Consider the following 25542-nt stretch of genomic DNA (forward strand, 5'->3'; position numbering starts at 1 on the left):
AACGGAGCCGTCTTCCCTCAAAGCCGGATAGCCGCTTCGGCGAGCAAGAAGTGATGAGCCGGCGCCTTAACCATCGGAACGAGCCGATTGATATTCGAATCGGAATAGATTACGGTCAGACTGCATGATAGCTAGAGTGCATCCTTCCCTGCGGATTCCGATCATTCTAATCGGACTGCTTTTTGCGTCTTTCTGTGCGATGGCACAGGATACGGGCCATTCAGGTCAGCGAATACCGCTTCGCGACGCGTGGCAATTGCAGTCCTCATGTAAATTGCAGGCGACGGGGCAAGAAATTTCGACCCTGGCATTCCGCCCGAAGGGCTGGCATGAAACAGCCGTGCCTTCAACCGTCCTTGCCGCGCTGGTGGCTGACAAGACCTATCCCGATCCTTACTTCGGAATGAACCTGCGAAAAATTCCCGGCACAACCTATCCCATCGGAACAATTTTTGCGAAACAGGCGATGCCGAAAGATAGTCCTTTCGCCTGTTCCTGGTGGTATCGGAAGGAATTCAGCCTGCCGAAGGAACTGGGAAAACAGCGAATCTGGCTGCATTTTGACGGAATCAACTACCGCGCTAATGTTTGGATCAATGGGTCGAAGGTTGCCGATGCCAGCGATGTCGTTGGCTCGTACCGGACTTACGATTTCGATGTTACAAAATTCGTAGGCGCAGGCGAAGAAAACGCAGTCGCCGTAGAAACGTTTGCCCCGACCGAGAACGACCTGGCGATGAACTGGGTCGATTGGAACCCTGCGCCGCCGGATAAGGACATGGGGCTGTGGGACGCGGCGTACTTGACAACGAGCGGCGCTGTGACGGTTCGATATCCCGAAGTTGTCACGCATTTCACTGACGCCTCGCTTAAGCAAGCAAACTTGAGCGTAATCGCCGAGGTCGCAAATGCCTCCGATAGAACTGTGAGCACAAAGGTAGAAGCGGCATTCGACGGCATCCATGTTGCACAAGCTGTTGCTCTCCGGCCTGGCGAAAACCGTACGGTCACGTTTACACCGGACCAATTTCCGCAGCTGCGTATCTCCAATCCGAAGGTTTGGTGGCCGCATGGGCTCGGGCCGCAAGCGCTGCACACGCTGACGATGCGCGCGGTGGTCGGCGGAATCGCATCCGATGAACAGCAGAGCCGCTTTGGAATTCGCGAGATAACATCCGAGCTAAACAAAGAAAACTATCGCCTCTTCCGCATCAACGGCCGCAAGATCCTGATTCGCGGCGGAGGCTGGGCGCCGGATATGCTGTTGCGCGAATCGCAGGAACGATTGGAAGCGCAATTTGACTACGTGCGTGAAATGGGACTGAACACCATTCGTCTGGAGGGAAAGCTCGAGCCGGAAGATTTTTTTGACTTGGCGGATGAGCGCGGCGTCCTCGTGATGGCTGGCTGGTGTTGCTGCAGCATTTGGGAAGAGTGGAGCCGATGGAAGCCGCACGACCTCGAGATTGCGACGGCGCAATTGCGCGACCAGATTATGCGTCTGCGAGGACATGCGAGTTTGCTCGTGTGGCTCAACGGGAGCGACGAGGCGCCACCAGAGGACGTGGAGCGTGCTTACGAAAATGTCCTCCAAGCGGAGCGCTGGCCGAATCCGCAGCTTTCTGCCGCATCAGAAAAGCGGACCGTCGTCTCCGGTGTTTCAGGAACAAAGATGACCGGCCCATATGACTACGTCCCTCCCTCCTATTGGCTGGAAGACAAGAGCAACGGCGGGGCCTACGGATTCAATACAGAGACCAGCCCTGGGCCGGCTCCCGTGGTCGAGGAGAGCTTGCGAAAAATGATGCCGGCAAGCGAAATTTGGCCACCGAATCAATATTGGAGTTTTCATGCGGCCTCGGGACGGTTTCAAAATCTGGCGGCATTTGACGACGCGATGAAGCAGATGTACGGCGCTCCAAAAAATCTGGACGATTATGAGAAAAGGGCCCAGGCAATGACGTACGAAGGCGAACGCGCGATGTTCGAAGCATACGCACGCAACAAGTACGAGTCTACCGGCGTAATTCAATGGATGTTGAACAACGCGTGGCCCTCGCTGTACTGGCATCTCTACGATTATTATTTGCAGCCGTCGGGGGGCTATTTCGGCGCAAAAAAAGCGAATGAGCTGGTTCACATTCAATATTCCTACGACGATCGCAGCGTCGTGGTCGTGAACAGTCTATACCGGCCGTTGCCGGGGCTGAAAGTGACTGCGCAAGTCTTCGATTGGAACTTGAAGCCAATTTTCTCGCGCGGCACGGCGATCAATGCGGCTTCCGACAGCAGCACGAAAATATTCATGATTCCGGAATTCCCGCAGGCCGCTCAGCCAGCGGTCTATTTTGTAAAGTTGACGCTGCGCGATTCGGCGGAAAAACTGTTGAGCTCCAATTTCTACTGGCTTTCGAGCAAGCCGGCGGAGTTCAACTGGTTTTGGACCAGCTATGAGCGAACGGAACTTTATTCGTACGCGGATCTGACCGAACTGGAGCAATTGCCGCAGATCAAACTCGATGTAGGCGCAAAAAGCGAGACGATTGATTCCGGTCCGGCGGTGCAGGTGCAGCTGACCAATCCAAGCACGCACCTTGCCTTTCAGGTTCGCCTCAAGGTGAGCGACAAAGACGGCCGTGAAGTCCTGCCGGTCTTCTGGGACGATAACTATTTGGAATTGATGCCCGGAGAATCACGAACGATTAGGGCGCGCTATCCTTCGTGGGTGACGTTGAAGAGCGGCATGCAAGTGCGCGCAAGCGGATGGAATGTAGATACAGTTAAAGTCTTCCTGTCCTCTGCTCCGAGCAAAAGCACAGAGCCTGCGAAAGCCACGCGCTGATGCCCGGCGAATCTCCGCAACCGCCCTTCCCGAGTGCGCCTGAAATTGGCCTGCGGCGAACGCTCGGACTTTGGGATTTAATCCTTTACGGAATCATCATCATCCAACCCGTGGCCCCTATGCCGTCGTTTGGCGTGGTGAGCGATGCGGCCCGCGGACACGTCGTCACAGCCATCCTGATCGCCATGGTGGCCATGCTTTTTACGGCGATCAGTTACGGGCGCATGGCGCGCGCCTATCCCAGCGCAGGCTCGGCATTCACCTACGTCGGCCGCGAGATTCATCCCGCATTGGGATACATCACGGGATGGGGCATGGTGATGGATTACATTCTGAACCCGCTGATCTGCACCATCTGGTGCAGCAAGGCAGCTCAAAATTTTGATGCACACGTACCCTATTTCGCCTGGGCGATTTTCTTCGCGGCCCTTTTCACCTGGCTGAATCTGCGAGGCGTGGAAACCTCCGCGCGGATCAATGCATTTCTCGCCGCAGGAATGGGGATCGTGATCATGATTTTCGTATTTAAAGCGATTCATTACATCTTTCGACTGCCTCATCAAGGCTCTGGGTTTTTCACACACCCGTTTTATGACCCAAACACATTTTCATCTTCAGCACTTTTTCGCGGGACATCGATCGCGGTGCTGACGTACATCGGCTTTGACGGAATCTCCACGCTCTCCGAAGAAGTAAAGAACCCGCGGCGGAACGTTCTGCTCGCAACGGTGCTCGTCTGTGTGATCACGGGGGCGCTGGCATCTGTGGAAGTTTATCTGGCGCAGCTTGTGTGGCCGGCATCGCAGCCGTTTCCCGATGTGGACACTGCATTCGTTCATGTTTCGGGGCGCGTCGGCGGCATTTTTCTCTTCGGTCTGGTGAATCTGACGCTCCTGGTGGCCAATATCGGCTCTGGGATGGGCTCGCATCTTGGCGCAGCGCGGCTGCTCTATGGAATGGGGCGCAGTGATGCGTTGCCGCGAAAATTCTTTGGCGCGATCGAGTCCAAAAATCGCGTTCCCCGAAATAATGTACTGCTCGTTGGAGCCATCGCGCTCGTCGGGGCGTTCTTGATGAGCTACGAATTGGGCGCGGAGATGCTGAACTTCGGGGCATTGATCGCTTTTATGGGAGTAAATGCGGCTGCATTCATGCGTTATTACGTTCGCGAAGAAAAAAAGCTTTGGACCAATCTGTTTCCGCCAGTTCTAGGATTTTTGATTTGCCTCTTCATTTGGCTGCACCTCGGACGGCCGGCAAAAATAGCCGGAGGAATTTGGATGGCCGCTGGCATCGCATACGGAGTGGCAAAAACGAGAGGATTCCGGCGCGGGTTGGTGCGCTTCGATTTTCCGACCGATGATGCCTGATGTCCAAATAGCCACTTTCCGTTTGTTGACTTAAAATACAGCGAAGACATAAGATGACGCCGCAAAAAGGCGGTGACGCTTGGCCGAGCTGCAAAGCATAGGGACCCTGAATCGCCTCGAACCGACCGAGAGGCGAGATATGTGGTGGGTTCAGCCTCTAGCTGTATTTATTGGCCTGGGGCTTTTTGCGATTTATGCCACACTTCGCGCCTTCCAGGGCAAGTTCTACATGTGGGGTCCGTACCTCTCGCCTTTTTATTCCCCTCTCATCGATCCGGAACATCACTGGTGGCCGCTATCGCCCGCAGTGCTCATTCTAGGAGGGCCCTTGGGGTTTCGCGCGACGTGCTACTACTACCGCAAGGCTTACTACCGCGGATTCTTCCTCGACCCGCCTGCGTGCGGTGTGGGCGAACTTCGGCATAACTATAGCGGCGAAACGAAATTTCCCCTGATTCTGCAAAATATCCATCGCTATTTTTTTTACATTTCATTTCTGTATTTGCCATCTCTCTGGCATGACGCCGTAAAAGGGTTCCTTTGGAATGGACAGTTCGGAATGGGAGTCGGCTCGCTGATTCTCCTCATTAACGCAACGCTGCTGACGACCTACACGCTCTCCTGCCATTCCTGCAGGCACCTCATCGGCGGGAACCTCGATTGTTTCTCTTGTGCGAAATTTGGGGGGACGCGGCTGGGCATTTGGCGCAAAATTACTGCCCTCAATGAGCGCCACATGTTCATCGCGTGGACAAGCCTGTTTTGGGTTGCGTTTACCGATTTGTACGTGATGCTTGTCGCTGCAGGAAACATCCGGGACCTGAGGCTCTTTTGACGGGAAAATTCGAAACCCACGAACATGATGTATTGATCATCGGAGCTGGCGGCGCGGGGCTGCGCGCGGCGGTGGAAGCGCTGAATCAGGGTGCTTCAGTCGGCGTGGTTTGCAAATCGCTCCTCGGAAAAGCCCACACGGTGATGGCCGAAGGCGGAATCGCCGCGGCCATGGGCAATGTGGATGCTGCGGATAATTGGAAGACGCACTTCCGCGACACGATGCGCGGCGGCAAGCTGCTGAACAATTGGCGCATGGCGCAACTCCATGCGCAAGAAGCTCCCAATGCCGTACGGGAACTGGAGCAGTGGGGCGCTTTATTCGACCGCACGGAGTCCGGCGACATCATGCAGCGGGCATTCGGCGGTCACACGTTCAAGCGTCTGTGCCATGTGGGCGACCGCACGGGGCTCGAAATCATCCGCACTCTGCAGGATCGTGGCGTGCATTTGGGAATCGACGTCTATATGGAGTGTACGGTCACGCGCCTGCTATTAGACGGAGGACGGATCGCCGGCGCGTTTGGCTACTGGCGCGAGCAGGGAAGATTCGTTGTCTTCAAAGCGAAGTCCGTCGTGATCGCCACTGGAGGGGTCGGCAAGGCGTGGAAGATTACATCGAATTCGTGGGAATACACGGGCGACGGGATGGCGCTCGCGTATGAGGCGGGCGCTGAACTCATGGACCTGGAGTTCGTGCAGTTCCACCCGACAGGAATGGTTTGGCCTCCAGGGGTTCAAGGCATTTTGGTGACGGAAGCGGTGCGCGGCGAAGGCGGCATCTTGCGCAACAAACTCGGCGAGCGCTTCATGGAGAAGTACGACCCGAAAAAATTGGAGCTATCCACGCGAGATGTCGTGGCGCGTTCAATTTACACAGAGGTGCGCGAAGGGCGCGGAACCGAACACGGCGGAGCGTATCTCGACATTTCGCATAAGCCGGCCGAGTACGTGAAGCGAAAATTGCCGGGAATGTATCACCAGTTCAAAGAACTGGCCGACGTTGACATCACGAAGCAGCCGATGGAAGTCGGCCCGACATGCCACTACAGCATGGGCGGCATCCGCGTGGATGCGGATACCGCGGAATCCACGATTCCCGGCTTGTTTGCAGCCGGCGAGGCGGCCGCCGGGCTTCACGGAGCCAACCGTCTCGGCGGAAATTCACTTTCAGATTTGCTCGTGTTTGGTCGTCGTGCCGGATTGGCGGCGGCAGCGCACGCAAAGAAAACCCCTGCGCCGGTGATCGATCCCAAGCAGGTAGAAGATGCAGAGCAGGAGATGCTCGCACCCTTTTCGCACACCGGCGGGCCAAGCCCTTATGAAATTCATCGCGAGCTGCAAGATACACTGCAAAGCCTGGTCGGAATTTTCCGAAATGAAGAGGATTTGAAGCGAGCACTCGCGGAGATTCAGCGCTTCAAAGAGCACGCAGCGAATGTTTCCGTGGAAGGCTCAAGGCTTTTCAATCCGGGATGGCATCTCGCGCGCGACTTGAAATCCATGCTGACGATTGCGGAAGCGGTAACTCGCTGTGCCCTTGAGCGCAAAGAGAGCCGCGGCGCGCACAGTCGAATCGATTTCCCCGAATACGATGCGGCATGGGCGAAAAAAAACAACATCATTGTCTGGGATGGCGCAGGAATGGCGTTGCGCCAGAGACCCGTCCCGGAAATGCCAGAAGAATTGAAGCAAATTTTGGCGGAAGACAAATAGCAGCGCAATAGCGGAGGCGACCGTGGCAGAAGCTGTGCTGGCCGTATATCGTGGCGATCGGGAAAGCGGAAAGCCGGTCGAATATAAAGTCCCGCTGGCGCCAGGGATGGTCGTCCTCGACGCGCTCCACTATATTCAGGGCCACCTCGCGCCCGACCTCGCCGTGCGATGGAATTGCAAAGCAGGGCGTTGCGGGTCATGCTCCGCAGAAGTGAACGGCCGGCCGAGGCTCACGTGCAAGACGCGCATGGATTCCCTTCCGCTCGACAGCCCTGTCACGATTTCCCCGCTCCGGGCATTTCCCGTGATCAAAGACTTGGTGACCGACGTTTCCTGGAATTATGAGGTGAATAGGAAAATTCCAGCGTTTACCCCCCGGCCCGGAGTGCAATGGAAAATGCTTCAGGAAGATGTGGATCGCCCGCAGGAATTCCGCAAGTGCATCGAATGTTTCTTGTGCCAGAACGTTTGCCACGTCCTGCGTGACCACGGCAAGCACGCGGAATACGGCGGGCCAAGATTCTTTGTTCGCGTAGCGGGGCTGGAGATGCATCCGCTCGATGGACTTTCGCGCACAAAATTGCTCAAGGAACAGCTCGGCCTTGGGCTCTGCAACATTACAAAATGCTGCACGGAAGTCTGTCCCGAAAGCATTCACATCACGGACAACGCCATCATTCCCTTAAAAGAACGAATCGTGGACCAATACTACGATCCGCTATTCTGGATCGTGCGTAAAATTAGGAAACCTGGGGAAAGCACAAGGACATAAGGAGGTGGTATGAGCCCCACCCTCAAAGCTATATCCAAGGCTGGAATCCCCGAAGCCATAGCCAAGTCCGAGCTATATCGTTACCTGAATGAGCCCGAAGAAGCGGAGTCCATCTGCCACGACATCCTCGTTATCGAACCGCACCATCAGCTTGCGCTGCGAACTCTGGGATTATCGATTACCGACCAGTTCACCGGCGCCTCGACGGACCGCTACTCCGAAGTTCAAAACATCTTTGAGCGGCTGACGGATCCTTATGAGCGCTATTACTATCTCGGCCTGCTGCATGAGCGTCGCGCTAAAGTCCAGCTTCGCGCGGGCCGCCTGCCGCATACCGTGCGCGTGCTCTTGGAAGAGGCCATGCGATGCTTCGAGGAAGCCGAGAAGATTCGTCCCAAAGGGAACGATGATTCGATTCTCCGCTGGAATCGCTGCGCGCGATTGTTGCAGAGCCATGCCGGCGCAGAAACTCATTCCACGTCGGAGATCATCGACGCTGGCGACAGCCGGCCAGATTGACCGGAACTCTGCGGCGTAAGCGCATTTGGCAATACGAACTGGTAGGGACGACGCCAGCCAGATGACTCGCCCGATGGAAAGAAAGTTTGCTGCTCTCCTGCATCCATCGCCGGTTCATCCTCGTTCAAGAAATATCCAGCGGACCCTTCACCTCGTTGCGATGTCTTTGCGCACTTGATAAAAGCCGGAAAACTTAATTTTTGCCACACGGCCGCGTCTGTCGTAGTAGACTTGCTCGCTGGAAACGGGGTCGTTTGGGCTTCTTTCAAAATGGCTGATGTTCTGGCTAGGATGCGTCGGGCCGTATCGAACTGATCGCGGCTCGCTTTGTTTTGTAAGCAGGGATTTGACTCTTGCAGTGAAATTCGACTTCTCTCGAGCGGGTGTGCCCATGCGTGCTGGCGAGCGGCTGAAGAATCTTCGCAATGGTCTTGGAATTTCCACGCGTGACGTGGAAGATTTGAGCCGCAGGATCGCACAAGATGAAGGAAACGAAGACTTTCAAATCTCCAATGGCTGGCTCACGCAAATCGAGAACACGGACTCGGTCCCCAGCATCCATAAACTTTTCAGCCTCAGCATCATTTATCGCACCACTTTCCACGAACTCCTTTCTCTTTTCGGCGTCGATCTGACAAAAATTCTTCGCTATCAGTTCTCCATGCCTCTGGAAAGAACCCACCTTGCCAAGCTCGAGGTCGCCGACGAATCTCAGCCGGTCACCTTCCCGGTGCGCTTCGACCGCGGCTTCAATATTGAGCGAAGCAGCCTCTTGTCTCGCATGGTCGAAGTCTGGGGCGAGGTGCCCGTGCCAATCATTCAGAGTCTCGACCTCCGCCACAACCTGTATGGCTATATCGGCCTGAAGGATTTCATGCTCTATCCCTTGCTCCGTCCCGGTTCATTCGTTCAGATTGATGGCGAGCAAAGCGAAATCCAGCCGGGTCCCTGGAGAACGGAGCTCGACCGGCCGATTTATTTCGTTGAACTCCGCGAAACCTACGCATGCTCTTGGTGCGAGCTGAGTGAAGGAAGGCTCACTCTTGTGCCGCATCCTCTTTCACCGTGTACAACTCAGCAGTATGCCTGGCCGGAGGACGCGGAAATCGTGGGAAGAGTTACGGGTGTAGCGATGCGGCTGGTGAATTACTTTGAGGATACGTCGCACGGTGCCGCAAGATTGCCAAGACGATCTTGACATTTGAATTGAACAACTGCGCGGAAACAGAATCCGAAGCCAGCGGAATGGCAACCCTGTAGGGTTCGATCTTTTCCCAAAATTCAACGAACTGATCCGTTGCCGCGCAACCGGAACTTACATACAACTCAACTTCGCGCAGCAACTCCTGGATTGACGCCCGCGTCAAATCCTGGAAAACCTCGTTGTGACACTCCTGAAGGGCCCGGCCGGCGATTTCTTCCGTAAAAACTCGCGCCAGTCCCTCGTGGTAATATCTGCCGGTGTTATAGTCCCTCGTTGCCGCCAGGTAAATCAGCCGCGCGACATCGCCCGGCAGCCGCGGCAGGGTGCGCCTTTTCAAATCCGATATGGCAGCTTCAAGGGTCATCTATTTCACCGCGAATCAATCTCGGCTTTAGCTCACCGCGCCGTCCAAAGGCGCGCCTCTTTCCGCCGCAAGCTGCGCGTCGAGCAACCTGTCTGATACTCCGTAGAATCGCGCCACAATGCCCGTCACATAATTCACGGCCGGCCGCACCTGGAATGGCCCTCGTACATAAAACAGAACAAGTGTGAGCTTATAACCCATCACGAAACTGGCGTAATGGAGGGCAAGTCGGATTTCAAGCCCTGGACGGAGGTTGCGACTGTGCCGCACAGCGACAACGTGACGGCTCATCACTTGCCCCACTTGCCGCCGCGTCTGGTGCAGCCAGGCGACAGCCAGCGCCCGCCGCTCGCGCTCCAGCAACTTCACGGTTTCCGCCGCCGATTCTTTACTGACGAACTCAAGATCGCCAGGATCGAGAATTCTTTCGATCAAGTCTGGCGGTGGCAATTCTTGGCCCGAGGGCCTCGTGCCATCCGTCTGTTCCAGCGCGGTACCAGATTCAGATGCGCGCTCTCGAAAAACCCATACAAACAAAAGCGCCAAAAGCAGCAAACCGATGGCAATCGAAAATAGAATCTGGGTCATGACCGAACTGTCCTCGTCAGATATGCGCGCGCGCGTATAAGCTTACTCTTGGTCAACCCCGCAAGTTGCTCGTAGTCGCGCTCGATGTTGGATGCCATCTCTACGTTTGGCTCTGCACTTCGTGACCAAAGAGCCGTTGTCCAAATCCCCAGACAAATCAAATAACTGACCGGCTCAAGTTTGCTTATAAAAATCCCTTCGGCCTTCCGAAACCGCGTATAAATCGTAAGCTCGATGATTCTAACTCCTATGTATAGTGTATAGCCAGCTATTATACCACGAAGATTCTTACCAATGGGAATACGATAAAAAGTAAATATGCCCAGGAGCGCCGCCAGGAATACGGCTTGCAATATTCGCAAGTCTTGTTCCAGCAGAGCGGCAGACGACGCCAGCAGACTCGGAGAATTGCCAAAAAGCTGCAGCAGAGCCCTCCCAATGACCGCCAGCAACACTCCTACTAGAACAATCCGCATGAAACGTGCCACGCCGGAAAACTTCTCCAGTGTCCGCCCGTAAATCTCCAGAATCACGCCATAACCAACAATTGCCGTCAGAAAAGCTGTGGACCAGTAAAACGCCGCATAGGTTCCAGGCAAATTCTTGTAAATAGGGATTGCCGTCAAATCCCTTAGGAGGACACAAGCGATATAGCAATAGAATATGGGGAACCTGCTAACTAAGCGTGGGACGGAACGAAGAAGGAGCACCAGCTCCAGTGAAATGCAGCCCCACCAAATCAGTTGGCCTATCATAATTTGCCTGTTTGTGTGTACGCGGAATGGTAGCACAAGAAGGAACGGGGGAGACGATCGACACTCCCCCGTTTCAATGATTAGTTTCTTGCCTAAAACATTGTAAAAGGCATTGCCTTCCCCAACTTCCCGAACCCGGCCCCATCAAAACTTGATCTCAAGAATTGACTGGCACAGACTGCAATGAGGGCGGTGGCGGCATCGGCAATCCGCCATCAGCCATCAGAACCGGACCTCGCGAAGTCAGGAATGAAGCTGCGTTCTTTGGCGGTGGTGGCATCGGCAATCCACCATCCGCCATCAGAACCAAACCTCGCGAAGTCAGGAATGAAGCTGCGTTCTTTGGCGGTGGCGGCATCGGCAATCCACCATCCGCCATCAGAACGGGGTTCTGCGACTTCAACAGCGAAGCTGCGCTCTTAGACGGTGGTGGCATTGGCGATCCGCCATCGGCTTTCAGGATTTTTGCGGGAGATAAAACGACAGACCGTTGCAAACTGGGCCCGAATACGCAAATGACACAAGCTGACAGCATCAACAGACACGTCTTCCTGAAATTCATATACCCTCCTGGACTGAGAGATTTGTTGACACTGCGTGCAGGCTATGGAGATATCTTATAGAAGACAGCAACTTCGATAGAGTGCTTATTATACCGAGCAGTAACCTCTACTTCTTGATAAGATGCGACGATCGGTGTTTTGCAATTCCGAATTCTTTTTGCGCCTTTTCTGCATCCCAATTCATGGAACCCGGCAGAATACGGCGCGAATTCGGAGCGCAGTTGGCGCAATCGAGGAGAATGATTGATGGATACGGAACGACGCGAATTTCTGGCAGGCATCAGTCGACTTGCCGCGCTCACCGCGATCCGCAGCGCAGCTTTTGAAGACTTGCCGTCGAGGTCGCCTTCTCTTCGCTGCAAGAAAGATTTTGCAATTCCCGAAGGCCTCACGCATCTCAGCAGCGCTTTCGCCCATCCGATGCCGCTCGCTTCGGCGAGGGCATTGCGCGACTACTCTGAACTTCGCTCGAAGATCGACGTAGTTTCAAAGCACACCGAAGATGTAGACATAAAAGCCGAGTTCGCCGCTCTCATCAACGCCAAGCCTTCCGAGATCTGTTTCGTTCCCAATACGAGCGCAGGGGAAAATTTAGTCGTAAACGGTTTGGGAATTCCACGCACGGGCGGCAACGTGGTCACCGACGCTTTGCATTTCGAAGGCGCGCTGTTGCACTTGCGAGAATTGCAAGAGCGCAACGGCTTGGATCTTCGCATCGTCAAGCCGCGCGATTTGGGCATCGACAAATTGCTCGAAGCTCTCTCTTAGCGCAATCCCGCCGCGCCGCGTTTTCCGCGGCTCATGCGGCGCTCGCACGCAGCCTTAGCAGCACTAAATTTTTCGTCGGAAAGTGGTGAGCCGCCCAGGACTCGAACCTGGAACCCGCTGATTAAGAGTCAGCTGCTCTGCCAATTGAGCTAGCGGCCCACAGAAAACGCGCGGCAGAACGCCGCGCGCAATGCAACTTCAGATTCAAAATTCTATCACGGATTCGCCGCTGGCTGCTGCGGCACAATAACGTGCAGAGCGACAACAATTTCCAATCCTCATCCGAAGGCGAGCTTCGCCTTTGCCAGCCACTCGTCACTACCCACTTGCCACTGTCTTTTTCCGCAGTGTCTCCGCAATCTCTCCCGCCACTTGTCGCGCCCGCGCCAAATCGCCCGGCCCGAGCGAAATCGCCGCGACGCGCGCGTGTCCTCCGCCGCCGTATTTTTCGCACAGCGACGCCAAATTCACTTCCGCCGAAGCCTCTTTCCACGGATTCGTCCCCACCGACACTTTCGTCCTCGTCGCCGACGCGCTCACTCCCACCGTGTACAGCATCTGCGGATACAAAAAATACGGAATGAATTTGTTGTAGCCCTCCAGATCCAGATCGCTCACGTCGAAATAAATCACGCCGTCTCTCGCCTCGGCTCGCTCCTTCATAATCCCGATCGACTTCCGATGCCGCTCCAGCAGCGGCCCCAGATACTTCGCCACCATCGGCAGAGCCACCATCTCCGCAAGCGAACGCTTCGTCAGCTCCGGAATCAGTTTCGGCACCAAATTTTCCTCCGGCGCCGCTTCAATCACCAGCGCGAGCTGCATCGCCGGCTCGCGCAGCCCCACCGCCGCTTCCGGCGACTCGAATTGCGCTCCATCGATGATGTCTCCCCATCGAATCAATTCCGCCAGAGGCTTCGCGTCAAATCCGAATTTTTCGCTCGCAACCGTCGCCAGAAATTTCGTGCACGATTTGTACGTCGGATCGTAGAACTTCCTGGGCGAATGCTCTTCGCGGAAATGCTTCGCGTCCTCCGGGCTCAGAAACGCGCTCTGGTGATGATCGAACCACCACGTCAGCTTCGGCGAGCTCGAGTACTTGAAATCCACGATGGCGTTTTCGTCGCCGTCGAAAATATCCGTCTCAAACGGCTGCGAAGCCTTGTGCGTCATCCCCGTATAGCAGAATTGCGCGTCCGCATGGATGCGCTCGCGATAGAACCGCGAAAAAATCGCCGCCGACGCCGCGCCGTCGAAGCATTTGTCGTGGAAGCAAACTCGAACCTTCACTCGCGCCTCTTCAGCCCTCCCTACAGTCGAAAAGCCCGTGAAAGGGAAAGCCAATAAAGATGGCCGTCCCCGCTCCGATTGTCAAGTCTTTGGTCTATCTGGCGGGACCCCAATCTCGCTTTAACCTTGATGTTTTTGGAGTCTCTCTATTGAAACCCTTGGCCATGGTAGAATTTGGTCAGGGAAAACTCTTATGAAACGACACCTGCCAGCAGGAGATATTGGCGACGATCGGAAAGCAATGCGCAAGGAGCTTGTCGAAGCGAAAGCAATGCTCGGTAAATCGATTGACACCCGCGCAGACAGGCTACTCAAGAAACCGAGAAAAACCCCGCCCACCTCTGTCCCAGCAATGCAAGGTGGCCGGCCCGAATCGAATCGCAGAAAGTTCTAGGCTCCTGCCCCATCCTTTACACATATGAGATAATGGAAAGAGGTCAGCATCGTGCAGTCGGTACCGCAACAAACGGGCCCGCGAATGCAGCTCCCAAATCCCACCCCACCTTCCGGGCCAATTTCTAATCGGGACACGAAATTATTAGAAACCGCCGTAACTCATAGAAAACAAAGACCCGCATACCCGTCTAATCGGGACAAATTTGCGTCTGCAATGCAGCGCCTTTTTCCTCTTTGGGCCGCTTTGCGCCTGCCCGCCGCGGCGGGCGCAAGCGCTCCAGCCTCTAGCTTCAAGCCTCCAGCCTCCGTATTCTCCGCGCCTCTCGCCATCCGCCGCGAATTGAATTGCCCCTCTCCCTCGGCTACAATGGCCGCGCGCTTGAGAATCCGAACATGACACCCGACGCCGCCAAGCAAAGCCTCACCGAACTCGACCGCATGTCCCGGCCGCTCGCCGAAGTGGATCCGGAAGTCGCCAATGCTCTCCGCGACGAAGTCCGCCGCCAGGCCACCGGCCTCGAGCTAATCGCTTCGGAAAATTTCATCTCCGAAGCCGTGATGGAAGCGATGGGCTCCGTCTTCAGCAACAAATACGCCGAAGGCTACCCGGGCAAGCGCTATTACGGCGGCTGCGAAAATGTCGATCGTGTCGAGCGCCTCGCTATCGAGCGCGCCAAGCAGCTTTTCGGCGCCGAGCACGCCAACGTTCAGGCGCACTCCGGCACGCAAGCCAACATTTCGGTTTACATGTCCGCGCTCCAGCCGGGCGACACGGTTCTCGGAATGAATCTCGCGCACGGCGGCCATCTGACTCACGGCCATCCGCTTAATTTTTCCGGCCGCACATACAAGTTCGTTCCCTACGGCGTCACGAAAGAAACCGAGCGCATTGATTACGACGAAGTCGAGCGCCTCGCTCGCGAACATCAGCCGAAAATGATCGTCGCCGGCGCCAGCGCCTATGCGCGCATCATCGATTTCGCTCGCCTCGGCGAAATCGCCCGCGCCGTCAACGCTCTGCTTTTCGTCGATATGGCCCATATCGCCGGCCTCGTCGCCGCGGGAATTCATCCCAGCCCCGTACCGCATTCCGATTTCGTTTCCACGACCACGCACAAGACTTTGCGCGGCCCGCGCGGCGGCCTCGTGATGTGCCGCGAAAAATTCGCCAAGGGACTCGACAAGCTCACGTTCCCCGGTTTGCAGGGCGGCCCGCTCGAACACATCATCGCCGCGAAAGCGGTCTGCTTGAAGGAAGCCGCCGAGCCGGAATTCCGCGATTATCAAAAGCAAGTCGTCGCCAATGCCAAGGCGCTCGCCGCAGGAATTGCTTCAACCGGATTCCGCATCGTCACCGGCGGCACCGACAATCATCTTTTCCTCGTCGATCTTCAGTCGCGCGGCATGACTGGCCGCGACGCCGAACTCGCTCTCGAACGCGCCGGCATGACCGTGAACAAGAACGCGATTCCTTTCGACACTTTTCCGCCGCTGAAGGCCGGCGGCATTCGCGTCGGCACTCCTGCCGTCACCACGCGCGGCATGCGCGAAAAGGAAATGGAGCAAATCGCTCGCTGGATTGCGGAAGTTTTGTCGCAAGTTCAGGCCGCGCCCGCAGCCGCAGCGCCAGGCGCGGGAAAAGCTCCCGCACAACCATCGGAAACCGAACGCCGCGTGCGCGCCGAAATTGCAAAATTTGCCGCGCGCTTCCCGCTCTATGCGCGCCGCCTTGCCGAAGCCGACGCAGCGCAGCACGTTCATTCGACGCGCGGCGCCTGATCCGGGCCCACCATGAAAATCGCGATGGACATCCGCCGGGTCGGCGACTACGGCATAGGCACGTATGTCCGCAATATCGTCCGCCAGCTGGCGCGGCTCGATTCGAAAAATTCTTACCTTTTGATCGGCCACCGCGAGCATTTCGAGCAGTTCGGCGCTCTGCCCGGAAATTTCCAGCTTCTCGAATATTTCGCCGATCCTGGTTCGTTTCAAACGCATCTGCACCTGCCTTTCGTTCTGCGCCGCCACAGTGTCGATTTGCTGCACATGCCCTGGTTCTACGCGCCCGCTTTCGTGCCGGCGCGCATGGTCATCACGGTTCACGACCTCGTGGATCTGATTTATCCCCCGCACCCCGGCCCGCAGGTGGCGCAAGCGGCGCGGCCGTGGTTTGCGCGGCGCGCGCTGCGCAAAGCCGGCCGCGTCATCACGGTTTCGCAATCCACGGCGCGCGAAATTTCTCGTGTTTTCGAAATTGCCGATTCAAAAATTTCCGTTCTCTATGACGCAGTGGATGAGGAATTCACTTCTGCGCCGCTGCCCGAGGACGGCGACCGCATCCAAGAGCGTCTCGCCGTGAATTATCCCTATGTGCTCTATGCCGGCCGCGTGGGACCGCAGAAAAATCTGGCACGATTGATCGAAGCGTTTGCCGTGGCCAAGGCGGAATTGAGCGGCCAGCGGGAGTTCGCCGATTTGAAACTGGTTCTCATCGGCGACGAACTGGGGCGGCACGCGGATTTGCGCCGCGCAGTGATTCGCTCGCGTTTGCGCGAAAATTTTCGTTTCCTCGGATTCGTCCCCCTGCACGTTCTCCGCGTTTTTTATTCCCGCGCCAAGGCATTCCTTTTCCCATCGCTTTACGAAGGATTTGGCCTCCCGCCGCTTGAAGCTATGGCTCACGGCGCGCCAGTTGTTGCATCGAACGTCTCCTCGCTGCCGGAAATTCTCGGCGATGCTGCGCTGCTCGTGAATCCGGAAAATGTTTTCGAAATCGCCCGGGGAATTCAACGGGTGCTCACCGACGATTCCTTGCGCCGGGATTTGATCGAGCGAGGCTACGACCAGGTTCGCCGCTATTCCTGGGAACGAACCGCGCGGCAATTGCTCGAAATTTATGAGGAAACTTCGAAGGAAGGAAAAACTCGGGGCGTCTCAGAGACGCCCCGGAGCTAAATGAGCCGGAATGCGCTACGCTTTGGCCGCCTGACGGCGCAAAAACGTCGGAACGTCCAGATCGTCCGCGGCGACTTCCTGAATCACGTCGGTGACGTTGCGCGCAACCTGTGCGACGACGTCCGTGTGTTCCGGAGCGCGCTCCGATTTCCAGGTTTTCGGCAAATACGAAGGCCGCGTATGCGTCCTCTTGTTGGCTACTTCGCGGAAACCGGCGGCAATCACCGTGATCTTCACCGATTCTTTCATCGCTTCATCCATCACCGCGCCGAAAATGATGTTCGCATTCTCATGCGCGGCCTTCTGTATGACGGACGATGCTTCGTGAACTTCGTGCAAGCTCAGTGACGAAGAGCCGGTGACGTTGATCAGAATTCCCTGCGCGCCTTGAATGCAATTATCTTCGAGCAACGGGCTGTTGATGGCGCGATTCGCCGCATCGATCGCGCGATTCGAGCCATTCGCCACGGCCGTGCCCATCACCGCATATCCCTGGCCGGACATGATCGTTTTCACGTCGGCGAAATCGCGGTTGATGATGCCGGGAATCGTGATGATGTCACTGATTCCCTGCACCGCTTGCCGCAAAATATCGTCGGCGATGCGGAAGGCTTCGAAAAAGCTTGTGCCGTGCTCAACGCATTCCATCAAGCGTTCGTTGGGAATCACGATGACCGTGTCCACGCTGCCGATGAGTTCGCCGAGAGATTGCTCGGCCTGCTGCATGCGGCGTTTGCCCTCGAAGGCGAAGGGCTTGGTGACGACGGCGACCGTCAGCGCGCCGAGTTCACTCGCGAGATTCGCGACAACCGGCGCGGCTCCGCTGCCCGTGCCTCCGCCGAGGCCCGAAGTGACAAACACCATGTCCGCACCATCGAGCGCTTCGAGAATTTTGTCCGTGTCTTCGAGCGCGGCTTTGCGCCCCATTTCCGGATTCGCACCTGCGCCGAGCCCTTTGGTGAGTTTCGAGCCGAGCTGAAGTTTCAGCGGCGCCTGCGAAAGCTTGAGCGCCTGCAAATCCGTGTTGGCCGCGATGAATTCGACGCCTTCCACCTTGGCGCGAATCATGCGGTTCACGGCGTTGCAGCCGCCGCCTCCGACGCCGATGACTTTGATTTTGGCGCCCTGTTGTGGTTCCTCAGCAAACGATACGCGAAGCCCTGCATCCTTTGGCGTCATACAGCCTCCCCTATCTTCCCCCGCCCTAAATTTTCCTTCCTAATTCCCCGCAAAAATGCTTTTCAATTTTTCTGTCCAACCGCTGGAACGCTGCGCGGCCAGTTTTCGCGCGCGCGCGCCATAGAGCACCAGTCCGACGGCCGCCGAATACTCGGGCTGAGAAACTCCTTCGGTGATGTCGGCCAAGCCGCGCGGCGACGCTATGCGTACCGGAAGCTTGAACAGTTTTTCGGCGAACTCCGCCAAACCGCGCAAGCGCGCGCCGCCACCCGTGAGAACCAAACCGGCAGGAATCTGAGAATGAAATCCCGCGCGGCGCAAATCGTCGCGCACCATGGCCAGCAATTCGTTCGCGCGCGGTTCGCAGATTTCGCACAAATTGCGGGCAAACACGGTGCGCGGCGGACGGTCGCCCACGCTGGCAATTTCAATCGGCGTGTCCTGCAACATCAACTCGTGCCACGCCCAGGCGTGCTCGCGCTTGATGCTTTCTGCCTCCGGAATCGGCGTGCGCAATCCGACAGCGAGGTCGTTCGTGAAATGATCGCCGCCGATGGGCACAGCGGCGCTGTGGCGCACGACACCGCCGGAGTAAACGATCAGCTCCGTTGTCCCTGCACCGATATCAAACAGGCAGCAACCCAGCTCGCGTTCGTCCTGCGTCAGGCACGATTCCGCCGAAGCAAGCGGCTCAAGCACAGTGTCGCTGACAATCACGCCGGCTTTGTTGACCGCGGTGACGACGTTCTGCGTCGCCGCTGCCGACGACGTAACGATGTGCACATTGGCTTCGAGCTTTTGCCCCACCATGCCGATGGGATCGCGAATATTGTCCTGCGCGTCGACGAAAAATTCCTGCGGCAACACATGCAGCACTTCGCGATCTTCCGGCAAGCTGACGTTTTTCGCCGCCTCGACCGCGCGCCGCACATCGTCGCGATGAATATCGCGCGGCCGTTGGCCCAGGGCAATTCCACCGCGGCTATTTACGCCACGCACATGGCTGCCCGCGATTCCGATCAGCGCCGATTCGACAGGAACGCCCACGATATTTTCCGCTTCCTCTACCGCGCGCCGGATGGAACTGACCGCCAAATCCAAGTTCACAATCTGGCCCTTGCGCCAGCCTTTCGATTCCGCCGCGCCCAGCGCCGCAAACTTCACGCCGCCTTCGTCTTCAATTTCTCCCACCAGCGCGCAAGTCTTGGCGCTGCCGATGTCCAATCCGACGAGATAACGATCTTTCTTACCCAAACCGCCGCTCTCCTAAATTCGCACTTCTCGATGCCGAAAAAAATCAGTGCGCTTCGCGCGATTTCACATGCGAAGAATTCTTCGCACCGTGTTTCGCCTTGACTGCTTTTGCCTTTCGCCGCGGCTGCACGTGATGAACGGGCGCGGCAACATGCTTGACTGGCACGGGCCTCGCCACGGGATTCGCAGGCGGCGCTGGATTCACAGGGTTCACGACGACTTCTTTTTCAAACCGCAAATCCACCGAGGCGACACGGCCTGCAGCCGCTTCCCATTGCGCCATATTGTTCAAAAGCACCTGAAATTTGTCGCGAAAATCGGAATTGCCGAAGCGAACCGGGACGGCGTCCGTTGCCGCGGAAGAATTCGCCGCTCCGGTCATTCCTGGCAGACCTGCAACCGTCGCCTGGAGATCATCCGCGTCCGAGAGGTCGATTTCGCTGATCGAATCGCCGGCATCGGGGCGGACTTGCTGCACTTGATTCAGGAAATCCTCCATCATGCGCATGCGGCGCGCGCGATCTTCGCGCGGCATTTGGGCATCAATGCCTGTGACGACAGGAAAATGAAAATCGGCTTCGAGCGGACGATCGAGAATGACGCCGTGCGCGTCGATGAGCGAGAGATTCGTCCCCTCGCGCAAGAATGCCACGGGCGCGCGCTCGGTGATGTCCACTTCGATGCGATTCGGCAGGGCGCGGCGAACCGTGGCGCGCTCGACCCACGGCAGAGCTTCGAGTTCCGCGCGGCGTTCGGCCAGCGGAATGCGCAGCACGCTGCGGCCGCGATCCACGGAGAAAATCTCTAGAACGCTTGCTCGCTGCACAAAATGATTCCCCGTGAGCTCGACCTGCCCCGGGCTGGCCAGTGCCATCTCCGGCGAAGTCAGCAGAAAATCTCCGGCGGCGAAGAGCGCGCCAGCGGCCGCGGCGACGGCAACCACCACAAACGCGACGCGGAAATACGTCTTCCAAGCCTTTTTGCCGAATTTCCGCCGCTTGATCTCGACAGGTTTCTGGCGGCGCAGATAGCGCGGTTCTTCGTCGGCCAGCGCTTCCTGCGGATACGCATCGGCGTCGTTTTTTTTCAGCCGTTCCAAATGCTTTCTATCTCCTCACATAAAAAACGCTGCGTGCGAGCGTCATGGATGAACGCGCGCGCGCGGCTCTTCCGTGCCCAAAAGCAATGAAAGTTCATCCAGAGCGCGATTGACGCTGCCCGCGCCGATGGCAAGCACAGCGTCGCCGGGCCGTGCTTCGCGCAAGAGCGCTTCGATGCCTTTTTGCAACGTGCCCGTGAAAACAGCATTCTTGTGGCCTGCCGCAGAGATCGCTTCGGCGAGTTTCTGACCCGTGACGCCTTCCATGGGCGGCTCGCCAGCGGCATAAATTTCGGAAACGAAAAGAACGTCTGCAAGATTGAACGCGCGGCAGAAATCGTCCCAGAGATGCTTTGTGCGCGTATAGCGGTGCGGCTGAAAAAGAACCAGGAGGCGCTTATAGCCGCAGCCGCGCGCCGCTTCGAGCGTGGCGCGAATCTCGGCGGGATGATGGCCATAGTCGTCAATCAGCGTGACGCCGGCGAACGTTCCCTTGATTTCGAAGCGCCGGCCGACGCCGCTGAACTTGCCGAGGCCGCTGCGAATCAGATCCGCGGGAATGTTCAGATACAAAGCCACAGCGGCAGCGGCAGCGGCATTGCGAACGTTATGAATTCCCGGCGGCGAAGGCAGGAGGAACATGCCGAGGTCTTCGCCATGATAAGTCAGGCGAAAATGGCTTTCGAGCCCGGCGAGTTCGATGTCGCTGATGACGAGATCCGCCTGTTTGGAAACGCCATAGGTAACGATGGGGCGGCGGACGCTGGGAAGAATGGCCTGCACGTTAGGCTCGTCGAGACACAAAATCGCGGCGCCATAAAACGGGACGCCATTCACGAATTCGAGAAACGCGGCTTGAATCTCCTCGAGCGAAGCATATTGATCGAGATGCTCGCGGTCGATTGTCGTGACAACGGCGACGACTGGCGCAAGCAGGAGAAACGAACGGTCGCTTTCATCCGCTTCGACGACCATGTAATCGCCCTGGCCTACGCGTGCATTCGCGCCCGCGGCGTTCACGCGGCCGCCGACGACAAACGTGGGATCGAAGCCCGCGGCGGCAAGCACGGAAGCCACCAGTGAAGTCGTGGTCGTCTTTCCGTGCGCGCCGGCAACGGCGATGCCGTATTTCAAGCGCATCAGCTCGGCGAGCATTTCCGCGCGCGGGATTACGGGAATTTTCAATTTGCGCGCTTCGAGAATTTCGGGATTATCGGCGCGGATTGCGGAAGAAATAACGACGACTTGCGCACCATGGACCTGCGAAGCTTCGTGATCTTCGAAAATTTTCGCGCCCAAGCTGCGGAGACGCTCGGTGATGGTCGAGGATTTCACGTCAGAGCCGGAAACTGCGTAACCGAGAGCCAGCAAAACCTCGGCGATGCCGCTCATGCCGCTGCCGCCGATGCCGACCAGATGAATGCGCTGGAAATTTCCGAATGGGATTTTCATGGACGCGCAACCTCCTCGATGATGTCCACAATGTGCGCAACGGCACGTGGACGGGCCAGCGCTCGGGCGCACTGCTCCATTTCCTGGATTCTCCGGGGCTGGTCGAGGAGAGAAAAAATTTCGCTGCTCAGGCGCTGGGGCGTCAGTTCATCCTGCGGAATCACGCGCGCGGCCCCGGCCTGTTCCATGGCCTGCGCATTGAAGAGCTGGTGACTATCCGTGGCGGCGCCGAAGGGGATGAAGATGGCGGCGCGTCCGGCGGCGGCAACTTCCGCGACGGTGATGGCGCCGGACCGGCAAACGATCACGTCCGCTTGGGCAAACCTTTCCGCCATGTTCCCGATGAAGGGGCTGACCTCCGCAGTGAACTCGCGCTGAGCATACGCTTCCCGCACGGCATTATAGTCACGTTCGCCAGTCTGATGCACGATGAAAAGCTGACTTTTTTTCGCAGCCAGCGTGTCCAGGGCAGCAAGGACGGCGCGATTGATGGGCTGCGCGCCGCGGCTGCCGCCGGTGATCAGCAGCGTGAACGGAGCGCGGTGCTCGCGGGGCCGAGCCTTGAAGAACTCCGCGCGCACGGGATTGCCGGTGACGTTGGCTTTCGCGCCGAATCGCCGCGCGGTTTCCTCAAATCCCGTGGCGATGCGTTTTGAAAAGCGCGCGAGAACGCGATTGGTAAAGCCCGGCTCGAGATTCGGCTCGAAAAGTACGGTGGGAACGCCGCGAAGCGCAGCGAGGAGCATCATCGGACCGGAGGCGTAGCCGCCTACGCCAAACGCGGCGGCAAAGCGGTGACGCCGCAGAATCGCGGCGGAATCCCAAAGGCCTGCGCCGAGCATGGTAACGTTGCGCACGAACTTCATTCCTCCGATACCTTTCAAACCGGCGACGCGAATCGTTTCGAGCGGGAGACCCGCTTCCGGAACGAGCCGCGCTTCGAGACCATTTTGCGTGCCAACAATCGCGACAGCTCTCTTCGCGCCGCCCGCTGCCATTTTCTCTTCGCCTCGCCGAAGCCACTCCAGCGCGACGGCGATCGCCGGAAAAACGTGCCCGCCCGTCCCACCTCCCGCAATCAGCAGCTTCATGGACGGCGCGTCGCTCTGGCTCACGGCGCTTCAGCGTGCTGGCTGATATTCAAGAGCACGCCGGTTGCCAGCAGCATCACGAGCAAACTCGAACCGCCGTAGCTGATGAACGGCAGCGGAATCCCTTTCGTCGGCATCAGCCCGAGCACGACACTCAGATTCACAAGCGCCTGGCCGACAACGAGCGTTGTAATCCCCAGCGCGAGCAGGCGGCCGAACGCATCCGGCGCGCGATACGCCGCGCGAAACCCGCGCCAGGCGTAGAAACCAAAAAGCACGAGCACGGCGACCGCGCCAATGTAGCCGAGCTCTTCGCACAAAACGGCGTAAATAAAATCGGTGTGCGCTTCGGGCAAGTAGAACAGCTTCTGTTTGCTCTCCATCAGTCCGACGCCCGTCAATCCTCCTGATCCGACGGCGATCAGCGACTGCATCAACTGGAAGCCGCGGCCCTGCGGGTCCGAGCCCGGCGAAAAAAATGCCAAGACGCGCTCATAGCGGTATTGCGCATGGACGATGAGAAAAACTACGGCGGGAATTGACGCCAGCGCCACTCCGCCCACGTATTTCATCGAAACGCCCGCTTCGCAGAGCATCACCAGCGCGATCAAAAAAATCATGCAGGACGTACCCATGTCCGGCTCGCGCAGGATGAGGACGAGCATGAAAAGGATAGGGCCGAGAGCGGGCAGCAGCGTGTGCTTCAGATTGTTGATGCCGAAACTTCCTGGCTGCATACGCAGTTCCAAAAACCACGCGAGGTAGAGAATCACGACGAGCTTGGCGAACTCCGATGGCTGCAAACTGACCGGCCCGGCGTGCATCCAGCGATGCGTCGCGTGCGTGCGGTCGAGAAACAGGACGCCGATCAGCATCAGCAATACCGCGGCAAGACTCGGATAAATCACGCGCGGCTGGCGCAACTTGCGATAGTCGAAATGCATCAGGCGGATCATTCCAAACAGGCCGACAACCAGCCAAAGAAGCTGGCGAATGAGAAACACGTAGCCATTGCCATAGAGCTGCTTCGCGGTCACGGCTGAAGCGCTGAAGACCATCACGACGCCGAGGAAGCACAGCGCGAGCGTGATGCCGAAGAGTTTCTTGTCTGGCTGTAAGCTTCGCGGCATGCGTTATCCTTTCTTCACCGAACTCGCGCTGCTCGTTTCCACAGCCATGCGCGCGACGATTTCCTTGAACGCCTTGCCGCGCTGCTCGAAATTCTCAAATTGATCGAAGCTGGCGCACGCCGGCGCGAGCAGCACGGTGTCGCCCGGCCCGGCAGCTTCGAGCGCCAGCGTGACCGCACGTTCGATGGTTCCGGCGCGCTCGATTGGCACGGCGCCTTCGAGCTCTGCTGCGATTTTGTCCGCCGCCGCGCCGACGATCAGCGCTAGTTTTGCTTTCTGCTTCAACGGCTCGCGCAGAGGAGCATACGGCGCGCCTTTATCCTTTCCGCCTAAAATCACAAAGAGCGGGCCGGGAAACGCCTCGATCGCTTTGAGCGCTGCGTCAACATTTGTGGCTTTCGAATCGTTGTAAAACGCGACGCCGCGAATCTCCTGCACGAATTCCAGGCGGTGTTCGACGCCAGGAAAAGCCCTGACGGCCGGCGCGATACTGTCAACGGGCGCGCCGGCAAGAATCGAGGCGGAAACCGCGGCCAGGACGTTTTCGAGATTGTGTTCGCCGCGAAGCGGAATGTCGCCGCGGCGCGCGATCACGTCTTCGGAGCCTTCGCGGCGGAAAATAATTTCCTCGCCGCGCAGAAATGCGCCTGCCGCGAGGCGCTTCTGGCGGCTGAACCAGTAAACATGCCCATGAGCCGGCCCGCGCCGCGCGACTTCGAGATCATCCGCATTCAAGACGGCTATGTCGCGGTCGATCATGTTTTCGAAAATGCGCTGTTTCGCGCGCGCGTATTCTTCAAACGAACCGTGACGATCGATGTGATCCGGCGTCAGATTCAGCAGCACGCCGATATCCGGGCGGAAGGCTTCGATCAATTCGAGCTGAAAACTGCTGACCTCGGCGACGGTTACGGTCGAATCGCTTGAGGCTTCGACCTTTGCCAGCAAAGGCGTGCCGATGTTTCCGCCCACGAGTACAGGAATTTTCGCCGACTGCAGGATGTGCGCGACAAGCGCCGTCGTGGTCGTCTTGCCGTTCGAGCCGGTGATAGCCACGAGCTTCCCGCGCAGCAGCCGCCACGCCAGTTCGATCTCACTCCACACAGGAATGCCGCGATTTCGCGCAAGCTCAAGCGGCGGCGATTTCGCCGGCACGCCTGGGCTGACGATAATCAGGTCCTGATTCAAGAAAGTCTCTGGGCGATGGCCGCCCAATTCCAGCGCGACGCCCGCAGCGCGCAGTTTTTCCGCGACTTCCTTCAATTCCGCTTCCGGCTTTTCGTCCGTCGCGGTGACGTGCGCTCCGTAGGCGGCGCAGAAAAGCGACGCGACGAGTCCGGTGCGTGCAACGCCAACCACGAGCACGCGCTTGCCATCGAGAGTTACGCCCTGCCGCATTCC

Annotated in this window: 21 protein-coding genes and 1 tRNA gene; 11 read left to right on the plus strand and 11 right to left on the minus strand. The window is 57.6% G+C overall.

The window, feature by feature from the left end; translation table 11 throughout:
* The first annotated feature begins 340 nt into the window (after positions 1-340).
* The 7 genes from VGR81_07535 (at position 341) to VGR81_07565 (ending at position 9251) form a co-directional block, all read left to right on the plus strand.
* Positions 341-2842 (plus strand): glycoside hydrolase family 2 protein, encoded by a 2502-nt coding sequence (locus VGR81_07535; GenBank protein ID HEV2288788.1) that lies wholly within the window; start codon positions 341-343, stop codon positions 2840-2842.
* A complete protein-coding gene (locus VGR81_07540; protein HEV2288789.1) occupies positions 2842-4212 on the plus strand; it encodes an APC family permease in 1371 nt (456 codons plus the stop codon). Before VGR81_07535 ends, VGR81_07540 begins: the two co-directional genes overlap by 1 nt.
* A gap of 139 nt (positions 4213-4351) precedes the next feature.
* Complete coding sequence (locus VGR81_07545; protein ID HEV2288790.1) at positions 4352-5047, plus strand: hypothetical protein; 696 nt, start codon at positions 4352-4354, stop codon at positions 5045-5047.
* On the plus strand, positions 5044-6762 hold the full coding sequence (locus VGR81_07550) for an FAD-binding protein (protein HEV2288791.1): 1719 nt from the start codon (positions 5044-5046) through the stop codon (positions 6760-6762). Before VGR81_07545 ends, VGR81_07550 begins: the two co-directional genes overlap by 4 nt.
* Positions 6763-6784: 22 nt before the next feature.
* Complete coding sequence (locus tag VGR81_07555) at positions 6785-7534, plus strand: succinate dehydrogenase/fumarate reductase iron-sulfur subunit (protein ID HEV2288792.1); 750 nt, start codon at positions 6785-6787, stop codon at positions 7532-7534.
* Positions 7535-7543: 9 nt separating this feature from the next.
* The gene (locus tag VGR81_07560) at positions 7544-8053 is read left to right on the plus strand and encodes a hypothetical protein (protein HEV2288793.1); all 510 of its coding nucleotides are present in this window, start codon (positions 7544-7546) and stop codon (positions 8051-8053) included.
* 391 nt (positions 8054-8444) lie between these two features.
* The gene (locus VGR81_07565) at positions 8445-9251 is read left to right on the plus strand and encodes a helix-turn-helix transcriptional regulator (protein ID HEV2288794.1); all 807 of its coding nucleotides are present in this window, start codon (positions 8445-8447) and stop codon (positions 9249-9251) included.
* Between the two features lie 397 nt (positions 9252-9648).
* On the opposite strand, the gene VGR81_07570 is transcribed toward VGR81_07565, so the two are convergent.
* Positions 9649-10209, minus strand: coding sequence for a hypothetical protein (locus tag VGR81_07570; protein HEV2288795.1), 561 nt, complete (start codon positions 10207-10209; stop codon positions 9649-9651).
* Entirely contained in the window at positions 10206-10835 is a 630-nt protein-coding gene (locus VGR81_07575) for a hypothetical protein (GenBank protein HEV2288796.1), read from the minus strand. The genes VGR81_07570 and VGR81_07575 overlap by 4 nt, the downstream gene beginning before the upstream one ends.
* 293 nt (positions 10836-11128) lie before the next feature.
* Here VGR81_07575 and VGR81_07580 point away from each other — a divergent pair, with 293 nt between their 5' ends.
* Both VGR81_07580 and VGR81_07585 read left to right on the plus strand, forming a co-directional pair.
* On the plus strand, positions 11129-11587 hold the full coding sequence (locus VGR81_07580) for a hypothetical protein (GenBank protein ID HEV2288797.1): 459 nt from the start codon (positions 11129-11131) through the stop codon (positions 11585-11587).
* A 186-nt stretch (positions 11588-11773) separates the two neighbouring features.
* Positions 11774-12295: an aminotransferase class V-fold PLP-dependent enzyme gene (locus VGR81_07585; protein ID HEV2288798.1), complete on the plus strand. Its 522-nt coding sequence runs from the start codon at positions 11774-11776 to the stop codon at positions 12293-12295.
* Between the two features lie 83 nt (positions 12296-12378).
* On the opposite strand, the gene VGR81_07590 is transcribed toward VGR81_07585, so the two are convergent.
* Together VGR81_07590 and VGR81_07595 are read right to left on the minus strand one after the other, a co-directional pair.
* A tRNA-Lys gene (locus tag VGR81_07590) sits at positions 12379-12454 on the minus strand.
* 159 nt (positions 12455-12613) lie between these two features.
* Positions 12614-13585 (minus strand): hypothetical protein, encoded by a 972-nt coding sequence (locus VGR81_07595; protein HEV2288799.1) that lies wholly within the window; start codon positions 13583-13585, stop codon positions 12614-12616.
* Between the two features lie 789 nt (positions 13586-14374).
* Between VGR81_07595 and glyA the strand changes: the two genes are divergently transcribed.
* Together glyA and VGR81_07605 are read left to right on the plus strand one after the other, a co-directional pair.
* Entirely contained in the window at positions 14375-15760 is a 1386-nt protein-coding gene (gene glyA / locus VGR81_07600) for a serine hydroxymethyltransferase (protein HEV2288800.1), read from the plus strand.
* Between the two features lie 24 nt (positions 15761-15784).
* The gene (locus VGR81_07605; GenBank protein ID HEV2288801.1) at positions 15785-16936 is read left to right on the plus strand and encodes a glycosyltransferase family 1 protein; all 1152 of its coding nucleotides are present in this window, start codon (positions 15785-15787) and stop codon (positions 16934-16936) included.
* Between the two features lie 15 nt (positions 16937-16951).
* On the opposite strand, the gene ftsZ is transcribed toward VGR81_07605, so the two are convergent.
* Genes ftsZ through murD form a run of 7 tightly spaced genes read right to left on the minus strand, consistent with a single transcriptional unit; the run spans position 16952 to position 25539 of the window.
* On the minus strand, positions 16952-18115 hold the full coding sequence (gene ftsZ, locus VGR81_07610) for a cell division protein FtsZ (protein HEV2288802.1): 1164 nt from the start codon (positions 18113-18115) through the stop codon (positions 16952-16954).
* Between the two features lie 39 nt (positions 18116-18154).
* Complete coding sequence (gene ftsA / locus VGR81_07615) at positions 18155-19369, minus strand: cell division protein FtsA (GenBank protein ID HEV2288803.1); 1215 nt, start codon at positions 19367-19369, stop codon at positions 18155-18157.
* Between the two features lie 43 nt (positions 19370-19412).
* Positions 19413-20468 carry an FtsQ-type POTRA domain-containing protein gene (locus tag VGR81_07620; GenBank protein ID HEV2288804.1) on the minus strand — a complete coding sequence of 352 codons (1056 nt, stop codon included), beginning with the start codon at positions 20466-20468 and terminating at the stop codon, positions 19413-19415.
* Positions 20469-20510: 42 nt separating this feature from the next.
* Complete coding sequence (gene murC / locus VGR81_07625) at positions 20511-21920, minus strand: UDP-N-acetylmuramate--L-alanine ligase (GenBank protein HEV2288805.1); 1410 nt, start codon at positions 21918-21920, stop codon at positions 20511-20513.
* Entirely contained in the window at positions 21917-23035 is a 1119-nt protein-coding gene (murG, locus tag VGR81_07630) for an undecaprenyldiphospho-muramoylpentapeptide beta-N-acetylglucosaminyltransferase (protein HEV2288806.1), read from the minus strand. Before murG ends, murC begins: the two co-directional genes overlap by 4 nt.
* Positions 23032-24141: a putative lipid II flippase FtsW gene (gene ftsW, locus VGR81_07635; protein HEV2288807.1), complete on the minus strand. Its 1110-nt coding sequence runs from the start codon at positions 24139-24141 to the stop codon at positions 23032-23034. Before ftsW ends, murG begins: the two co-directional genes overlap by 4 nt.
* Before the next feature lie 3 nt (positions 24142-24144).
* Positions 24145-25539: a UDP-N-acetylmuramoyl-L-alanine--D-glutamate ligase gene (murD, locus tag VGR81_07640; protein HEV2288808.1), complete on the minus strand. Its 1395-nt coding sequence runs from the start codon at positions 25537-25539 to the stop codon at positions 24145-24147.
* Between the last annotated feature and the right edge of the window lie 3 nt (positions 25540-25542).

The organism is Candidatus Acidiferrales bacterium, from assembly GCA_035934015.1.
GTDB lineage: Bacteria > Acidobacteriota > Terriglobia > Acidiferrales > UBA7541 > DAHUXN01.